We start from the raw sequence: 8,094 nt of genomic DNA on the forward strand, positions 1-8,094 counted from the left end.
TTTAGCCGACGGGATCATTGTCCCACGCACCCGTACGTCCTACCCTGGCTACTGATATATTAAATCCTATAAAAATAAGGTCAACCAGTAAAAACTGGTTAACCTTATAATACGAAGCACCCGTTAGCACAATAAGGATTTATTCTTTAAACATACTCTCTATATTATTAAGTTCTATTTTTTCTTCTTCCTTTCGATAATCGCTGTAATCATTTTCCTCTATCTTTATTAGTCCTTTTTGAAAAAAAGACAATAACCGCATAGTTTCATGAAAAATCTTAGGTTTAATACTATTTAGTATTTCTCTTTTACTATCAAATTCGAATTTATCCCAATCATCTTTTTGTTGTAACTTAGGAAGTGCATCAATTCCAGTAATATAGGTAAGCCCTAAATATCGTAGAAATGAGTATCCACTGCAATAATCATTGTATAATTGTTCTAATATCTCCACTTCCTTTCCAATTCCTTGTACTTTTTTAAGACTTCAATCTGCTGTTTCAAAAAACGATTCTCTGCCTGTAGTTTGGCAGTCTCACTACCATATTCCGGTCCTTTACCGAAGGTATATTGTTTACCTACTGGTTGATGGAGGCGGTGGGTTTCTCCATTTCGATGCCACCGCAACCATGTTTCCAATTGTGTTTTGTTCCGAATGTTTAACTCTTCCATTACTTCTTTTACCGGCACCCCAGCCAATCGCATTTCAATGGCCTTCATTTTTACCTCTACTGGATAACTGATTCTTGTTCCCATAGAAAAAACACCTCCGTATTGATAAGTTAGGTAATGTATACCCGTTTTTCAACGAAAGGTGTTTTTATTTGTCTCATTTCTTTAGGTCACTGCAAATTCGATGTGGCTTTTTATTATGAAACTTTTTCCATTTATACCCGTATTTTAAGTTAAGGAGGGATAATATATGTGGAATAAAGTGAAATCAATTTATAATCAAATCATTAAATATACGTTAGCTATCTTCTTAATATTGTTTTTCTTTTACATGCTTCTAGTCCTGATAGTTCAAGGGATTGAAGGTAAACTGGATCCTTTAAACTTTATCTCTGTTGTCGCAGTTGCTCTTTCTTTTCCAGGAATAGTACAAACATTAGCGGATGAAGTTAATCCTAAGAAAAAGACATACAAGTTAACATGTAAATGTCCGAAATGTAAACATTTGATTCAGATGGACATGAAAGAAGAGTAAAATTTAGTATGTAGTCAAATTATTACTACATATAATCATTTCCATCCACATTATGATTAGTGTGAAGGGAGGTGAAAAGTCTGAAAATAAAATTCATGATTTTTATTGGCGATGGTGAAATTTGTATGGTGAAAGAATATGATTTCGATGAATTTACTTTTGTTCCTAGAAAAGGGGATATAATCGAAGATCAAGGTTTTTCTTCTTACTTAAATCCAACAATAGTTACATATGTTATTATTAATCTTGATGGTGAATATTGCACAGTGTTTTTAAGTAGACATAAATTAATCTACAATACAGAAGAACATCTTGAAGAAGTATTGAAAGGTTATGAAGAGAATAACTGGATAAGAACATAATAATTTTTTTAGTCACATCCATGCACATGTGGCTTTTTATTATGCTTTGAAAACTATATATCATACAGTTATAAAACAATCGCGGGCTAGTAAGTAGCAACTATTTTAAGTCTATATTTCCAGATCTAACTTTTGAATGGGACAACCTTCTTCCTTGTTGCAGAAAATGTAACGAATCCAAGGGGGCATTAAATACACAAATTTAGAGGTAATATAATGAAAGATTTTTGGGGATGGTAGTTTGAAAGTGGAGGTTAAGAGTTTTATTGAGAAACCAATAAAAGCAACTGAACTTATTAGACTTTATAGTGATGCAGGTTGGTGGGAAGATAGAAAAGAACAAGATATTGAAGAAATGTTAAAACGGGAAATATCTGTTGGTGCATGGAAAGGTGATGTTCTAATAGGATTTGCTAGGGCTGTTCCGGACGGTAAATTTAGGGCTTATAATACTTAGATTTTAACCCCATTTTAACCCCAACTACAAAAATTGAAATATTCTTCGTGTAAATAAAAAACCACAAATCCTGTGATAACAAAGGTTGTGGCTACTATTAATATATGGTCCCGACTGGTCTCGAACCAGCGACCCCCACCTTGTCGAGGTGGTGCTCTCCCAACTGAGCTACAAGACCGGGTTTTAAAGTTAATCTGATTTTATCATATACCAGAGTTGGTAGTATATAGTTTTTTTCTTTTCTCCTAAGTGGGGTGTCATAAATTCCTCACATCTCCCTCTACTGAGGTACTTGTTTGGGACTGCTCCCTTCCACTAAGATGGAAGAGATAGTGGGAGGGGCTATGATCATGTTAACTGAAGCGCAGGAATTTATAAGACTTTATTACATAGAGACAGGTAAAGAGGAACGTGAGATGGTTGCTCGCCTGGAAGAAATAGAAGTTGAAATCAATCGCTGTGGCACATATGTACATACTTCGGAGGAGCTGGAGTTCGGTGCTAAAGTTGCTTGGCGTAATAGCAATAAATGCATTGGTCGTTTGTTTTGGCAAAGTCTGACTGTTTTCGATAAGCGAGATTTATGTAAGGAAGAAGACATTTTCAAGGCATTGCTTGACCATATCGAGTACGCTTCGAACGACGGACGAATCAGACCGACGATTACCATTTTTTCTTCAACGGATGTTCGTGTTTGGAATCATCAGCTCATACGTTATGCTGGCTATGAAACCGAGGATGGAGTCATTGGAGATTCTGATTCCCTTGCTTTTACGAAAGTATGCGAGGGGTTTGGCTGGAAAGGGAAGGGTACAAACTTTGATGTGCTCCCGCTTGTCATTCAAGTGAATAATCAGCCTCCAAAGGTTTTGGACATTCCAGATTCGTATATTTTAGAGGTTCCTTTTCGGCATCCAGAAATGGATTGGTTTCAAAACCTACAGCTAAAATGGTATGCCGTTCCGATGATTTCTAGCATGAAGCTGGAAATTGGCGGGATTACGTATGCTGCTGCTCCATTTAACGGGTGGTATATGGGAACAGAGATAGGTGCACGTAATCTCGCGGATGATTATCGATATAATATGCTGCCTACCATTGCTAAGCAAATGGGCTTGAACACTAAGTCGAACGCCTCTCTTTGGAAGGACCGCGCATTGGTCGAACTGAATGCGGCTGTTTTATATTCCTTTAAGGAGGACGGGGTGAGTATCGTGGATCATCATACGGCTGCTCATCAGTTTAAAAAGTTTGAGGAAATAGAACGGGATGCAGGGAGAGACGTCACTGGGAATTGGACTTGGCTCATCCCACCGATGTCACCTGCAACAACCCATATCTTTCACAAGCCTTATAACAATGAAAAGATAACGCCAAATTATTCCTACCAGCCAAACCCATATTAATAGTTAGTTAAATAGCAAAAGACCATCCAGTTCAAATGCGGATGGTCTTTCTTTCTGAATATAAGTATAGAAATTAAAGCTTAGAAAAGGTTTATCTGATAAATCTGCAGAATAAGTTAATCTATGTAAATATAATCATGAAGCAATCGGGAAAGAGTATGGACTACAATGAGGGAGTAGAAGATATTACACCCTCGCTTTATCTGAGTTTTCCTTTTCATGGAATGGATACTGAAAATATTGAGTTTTTACAGCATCTAATCACTTTTTTCTAAAGTAGTCAATTATGCTAGCAGTGATTGTAAGGACAAAATATGTCACACTATACATAAATGAAATGTTGTACGGGATGAAAAATACGAAGTAACAGAGAATGATCATTAAGAACGTATTGTATATTAAAATAGCATTCCCGGTGCTTATCGTCTGGATATTCCATTTAAACAGATTATAAATTATGGTACCAGCCATGATAGCAATCGTGAGTACTGGGGTCCAGGTGGGATATTCATATGGCATCAGTAACATAGTTATTGCTAGAATGACCGTTACTACTAAATATCGCTTGACCCTTTCCTTATAAGTCAGTGCTTGGAATTTTTTCATATCCTTCCCCTGTCTCATCGTATTTTTCTTATCCTGCGATGCTTTTTATTATCCCTCTGATACAAACCGATCTCTACCTGCATGCACTCCGGCAAAGAAAAGAAGAATAACTGTCACAATGAATAATAGTATTGGAGTATCCCAGCTTCCAGTCGTATCGTGAACAAACCCAAAGAATACTGGTCCGACTGCAGCAAGTAAATAGCCGATAGATTGCGCAACACCAGATAAGTCTGCAGCCTCCATAGGTGTTCTGGATCGAAGAGAGAAGAACATCATCACTAACCCAAACGATGCCCCGCCTCCTAATCCTAGGAATACCATCCACAGTATTGCTAGAGAAAGACTACCGTACAACAACCCAATAAACCCAATCAAATAACAAATTGAAAATACTGCGACTAGTATTCTTTGATCCTTCATCCGTCCTGCAAGGATTGGTATAAGAAAGGTCATTGGAAGCTGTGAAAACTGCATGGTGGATAGCATCCAACCTGATTTCCCAGCCTCCATCCCCTGGGTCTGCAATATTTCCGGGATCCATGCAGCCGTTGTATAAAAGATAAGGGATTGGAATCCCATACATAAAGTAATAGTCCATGTTAAAGGAGATTTCAAGATGGATTTAGCTTTTATAGGGTTAGTATCGGGAACATTAGGAACAATCTGCTGCCTCTGTTTAATTTGAGGTACCCAAACAAGGCAGGCGATGACAGCTAAAATAGACCAGATTCCTAAAGCTCCCTGCCAACCAAGGAATGATCCTTCTGCAATGGGATAACTAATGCCTGCACCAATGCCAGCAGAGAGATTCATAGATACGGTGAAAATACCTGTAAGCAACCCAATTTGTAAAGGGAACTTAAGCTTGATGAAGCTAGGGATTAACACATTACCAAACGCAATGGCGATTCCTATTAAAGCAGTGCCAAACAATAGGAAGAAGGGAGTCCCGGTGGACCGAATGGCAATTCCGAACGCCAACAGTAAAATAGCAAGAAATAAAGTCATTTCCATTCCATAACGGCGTGCTACTCTAGGTGCAAATGGAGAAACAATTGCAAAGGCAAGCAATGGAATTGTTGTGATAAAACCAGCCAACACATTGGAGATATCGAGCCCATCTCGAATATAAGAGATGATAGGACCAACTGCGGTAAGGGGTGCTCGCAATGTAGAGGAGATGAATATAATCCCTATGATTAATAAGGCGATTGATTTTTTGTGAATTTCTGAAGTAGTCAACAAAGCAATTTCTCTCCTCACAGCTTTTAATACATCGATATTAGAAAATCCTACACGCTTTATCTGAAAAGTTCAACAGCTACAAAAAACAGAAAGATAGTCATCGATAAGGAATAACAATATGTTACAATCTAATTGTAAATATTTTGAATAATTACATTCTATTATACTAGTGGGTTGGATAGATGCAAGTTAGTTAAACGTTTGAAAAGGTAATCATGGAAGACATCCAGCCAATAGCACCAATCAATTACATGTCTATAAAATACAGGGGGAATTAAATGAAAGCGCAAAAAATTTTATCCTTAGTAAATGTTTCGAAGCAGTTCGGGCACAAAACAGTGCTTAGCGGGGTGAATTTAGATGTCTATGAGGGTCAGATCATCGGGTATATCGGACCGAACGGAGCAGGTAAAAGTACAACTGTAAAACTAATCCTAGGCTTGATTGATGGTTACTCCGGAATGATTGAAATCTTTGGTGAAAATATTAATAAAAACAATTATACATATAAAAGGAGAATAGGCTACGTGCCCGAAACGGCAGAGCTTTATGAAAATCTAACGGCTTATGAATATCTTGTTTTTACTGGTGAAATGTATGGACTAACAACCAAGGAGGCAGAAGTGAAGGCTTTTACGCTTATGAAGGAATTCGGCTTAGAGGCTGCCTTCCATCAAAGACTGTCCTCTTTTTCCAAGGGAATGAAACAAAAAGTATTAATCATTTCGAGCCTGCTACATGACCCCGATTTATTATTTTATGATGAGCCACTTAGTGGACTGGATGCGAACAGTGTGATGGTCATAAAAGAGATACTTGCAAAGCTTGCAGCACAAGGGAAAACTATATTTTACTCATCTCATATAATGGATGTCGTTGAGAAAATCAGTAATCGGATTGTACTTTTAGTAAATGGGGAGGTAGTGGCGGACGGAAGCTTTGAAGAGCTTAAGCAACAAAGTCAAGAGGGCTCCTTAGAGGGAATATTTAATCAGCTGACTGGCTTTAACGAACATGAAGAGATTGCAGAACGTTTTGTGCAAACGGTTAGTGGGGGAAACTCACATGAATGATTTTGCTTCGCTTAGAGTGCTGGACCGGTTTCGGAAGATATTTTTAAAGTTTGATATTGATTATGACTTAATGAGGAGAATTTTACAGCTAAAGCTGACAATGGATAGCCGGAGGTTGCCTCCTATATTTAATGGCTCAAAAGAAAAAAAGGATGGCAACCAATTTACGAAGTCCTTATGGGTTTATGGTCTTTTTGGACTTCTTCTGTTAACCCCTTTTCTTTTTTTAGGAGATAACTTTCTTTTTTCTCTCACGATCATGTTCAGTTCTATGTTTGTAATACTCATGACGTCCATGATCTCAGACTTTTCTGCTGTGCTGCTTGATATCCGGGATAAAAATATACTTCAGCCTAAGCCTATTAGCAGTCGTACGATCAATGCAGCCAAAATAATGCACATTTTGATTTATATTTTTCTATTGACTGGTTCCTTCGTGATCATACCGTTAATCGTAAGTATCTTTAAGTTCGGCCCGTTATTTGCCCTTTTATTTTTCGTGGAAATAGGGATGATTAGCTGTTTGACGGTTATTTTCACAGCTTTTATATACTTATTCGTTCTTCGTTTCTTTAGTGGAGAATTTTTGAAGGACGTCATTAATTATGTTCAAATTTTCTTGGCAATAGGGATGGCTGTCAGCTACCAGTTAGTAGGACGCATTTTTGATATTGTCAATCTGGATATCGATTACAGCTTTGCCTGGTGGCATTTATTCCTTCCGCCGTTTTGGTATGCAGCCCCTTTTGAGTTGATTTTTAATAATAATTATTCCTTATATATCATTCTTTTTACTATACTTGCACTAATCATTCCAATCATAGCTGTTCTGCTATATGTACGACTAATGCCTACGTTTGAAAACTACTTGTCTAAGCTGCAAAGTGATTCGAATAGAAAAAAGAAAAAAGCTCGAAGACTGACCTCATTTTGGTCCAGTGTTTTGTGTAGAACAAAGGAAGAAAGAGCTTTTTATAAATTTTCCTCGATGATGCTGAAGGAGGAAAGGGAATTGAAGCTGAAAGTATATCCGATGCTGGGATTTGCCGTTATCTTCCCCTTTATCATGCTTTTCAATAATTTAAGAATGAGCAGCTATGAGGAATTGGCTAATGGAAATTCTTTTATAATCATTTACTTTTCACTTATTTTTGTTCCATCAGTAGTTCTCTTGCTGGAGTATTCTAATTACTATAAGGCGCACTGGGTATTTTACGTTGCACCTATGCGTAGTAGAGGACTAGTATATAGTGCCACCTTGAAGGCAACAATCATTAATTATTTTTTGCCTATATTAATACCCTTAAGCTTAATTTTTCTTTGGATCTTTTCCTTTCGTATATGGATGGACCTAGTAATAGTTTTATTAGTGGCAGTAATTTTATCCCTTGTTTCCTATTGGATGTTCATTAAAGATCCATTTCCTTTTTCCAATGAACCAAAGCAAGCACAGGAAAGTTCTGTGATTAAAGTGTTTGGTTCGATGTTTTTAGTTGGGGTACTTGCTGTTATTCATATGATGATTGCAGTGGTTGGCCTCGAATGGTTATACATTTTGGTGCTCATCATTAGTATTTTTATAAGCTGGAAGCTCACATTCTTTCGGAGTAAGCCCAGTGGTAATATGTCAAGCGAAAAAAAGAAATGAATTGGAAATTACTTAAGTGATACTTTCCAAATGAACACTTTTTGCGCATACCAAATAAACCTCTCATTTTTCTGCTTTTAAAAAAGA

General features: G+C 37.2%; 9 protein-coding genes, 1 tRNA gene and 1 pseudogene. 6 read left to right on the forward strand and 5 right to left on the reverse strand.

The features are described from left to right. Positions 1-139 precede the first annotated feature (139 nt). Positions 140-454, reverse strand: a complete 315-nt coding sequence (locus M3627_RS20205; protein ID WP_251557241.1) for a hypothetical protein — start codon at positions 452-454, stop codon at positions 140-142. Then, positions 449-756, reverse strand: a pseudogene (locus M3627_RS20210) (IS3 family transposase); the annotation flags it as partial. The gene M3627_RS20205 and the pseudogene M3627_RS20210, both read right to left, overlap by 6 nt. A 166-nt stretch (positions 757-922) precedes the next feature. Here M3627_RS20210 and M3627_RS20215 point away from each other — a divergent pair. From M3627_RS20215 to M3627_RS20225, 3 genes are all read left to right on the forward strand, one after another. Next, positions 923-1,207 (forward strand): hypothetical protein, encoded by a 285-nt coding sequence (locus M3627_RS20215; RefSeq protein ID WP_251557242.1) that lies wholly within the window; start codon positions 923-925, stop codon positions 1,205-1,207. 95 nt (positions 1,208-1,302) lie between these two features. Next, complete coding sequence (locus M3627_RS20220) at positions 1,303-1,569, forward strand: hypothetical protein (RefSeq protein ID WP_251557244.1); 267 nt, start codon at positions 1,303-1,305, stop codon at positions 1,567-1,569. A gap of 241 nt (positions 1,570-1,810) precedes the next feature. Then, the gene (locus M3627_RS20225; RefSeq protein ID WP_483315294.1) at positions 1,811-2,026 is read left to right on the forward strand and encodes a hypothetical protein; all 216 of its coding nucleotides are present in this window, start codon (positions 1,811-1,813) and stop codon (positions 2,024-2,026) included. A 105-nt stretch (positions 2,027-2,131) separates the two neighbouring features. Here M3627_RS20225 and M3627_RS20230 read toward each other — a convergent pair. Next, positions 2,132-2,204: transfer RNA gene (locus tag M3627_RS20230), tRNA-Val, on the reverse strand. Positions 2,205-2,370: 166 nt separating this feature from the next. Here M3627_RS20230 and M3627_RS20235 point away from each other — a divergent pair. After that, the gene (locus M3627_RS20235; protein ID WP_251557246.1) at positions 2,371-3,432 is read left to right on the forward strand and encodes a nitric oxide synthase oxygenase; all 1,062 of its coding nucleotides are present in this window, start codon (positions 2,371-2,373) and stop codon (positions 3,430-3,432) included. Between the two features lie 261 nt (positions 3,433-3,693). Here the strand turns inward: M3627_RS20235 and M3627_RS20240 are convergent, their stop codons facing one another. Together M3627_RS20240 and M3627_RS20245 are read right to left on the reverse strand one after the other, a co-directional pair. Next, positions 3,694-4,038 carry a hypothetical protein gene (locus M3627_RS20240; protein ID WP_251557247.1) on the reverse strand — a complete coding sequence of 115 codons (345 nt, stop codon included), beginning with the start codon at positions 4,036-4,038 and terminating at the stop codon, positions 3,694-3,696. 48 nt (positions 4,039-4,086) lie between these two features. Further along, positions 4,087-5,286, reverse strand: a complete 1,200-nt coding sequence (locus M3627_RS20245) for a CynX/NimT family MFS transporter (RefSeq protein ID WP_251557248.1) — start codon at positions 5,284-5,286, stop codon at positions 4,087-4,089. Positions 5,287-5,564: 278 nt separating this feature from the next. Between M3627_RS20245 and M3627_RS20250 the strand changes: the two genes are divergently transcribed. Continuing rightward, the gene (locus M3627_RS20250; RefSeq protein WP_251557249.1) at positions 5,565-6,359 is read left to right on the forward strand and encodes an ABC transporter ATP-binding protein; all 795 of its coding nucleotides are present in this window, start codon (positions 5,565-5,567) and stop codon (positions 6,357-6,359) included. After that, positions 6,352-8,007 carry a hypothetical protein gene (locus M3627_RS20255; RefSeq protein WP_251557250.1) on the forward strand — a complete coding sequence of 552 codons (1,656 nt, stop codon included), beginning with the start codon at positions 6,352-6,354 and terminating at the stop codon, positions 8,005-8,007. Before M3627_RS20250 ends, M3627_RS20255 begins: the two co-directional genes overlap by 8 nt. The last annotated feature ends 87 nt before the right edge of the window (positions 8,008-8,094 follow it).

The sequence above is a fragment of the Psychrobacillus sp. MER TA 171 genome (assembly GCF_023713305.1).
Classification (GTDB): Bacteria; Bacillota; Bacilli; order Bacillales_A; family Planococcaceae; genus Psychrobacillus.

Excerpts from the sequence above, each read along its gene's own strand:
- M3627_RS20250 (WP_251557249.1), top strand. The coding sequence starts at position 5,565 with ATGAAAGCGCAAAAAATTTTATCCTTAGTAAATGTTTCGAAGCAGTTC.
- M3627_RS20240 (WP_251557247.1), bottom strand. The coding sequence starts at position 4,038 with ATGAAAAAATTCCAAGCACTGACTTATAAGGAAAGGGTCAAGCGATAT.
- M3627_RS20255 (WP_251557250.1), top strand. The coding sequence starts at position 6,352 with ATGAATGATTTTGCTTCGCTTAGAGTGCTGGACCGGTTTCGGAAGATA.
- M3627_RS20220 (WP_251557244.1), top strand. The coding sequence starts at position 1,303 with ATGATTTTTATTGGCGATGGTGAAATTTGTATGGTGAAAGAATATGAT.
- M3627_RS20235 (WP_251557246.1), top strand. The coding sequence starts at position 2,371 with ATGATCATGTTAACTGAAGCGCAGGAATTTATAAGACTTTATTACATA.
- M3627_RS20215 (WP_251557242.1), top strand. The coding sequence starts at position 923 with ATGTGGAATAAAGTGAAATCAATTTATAATCAAATCATTAAATATACG.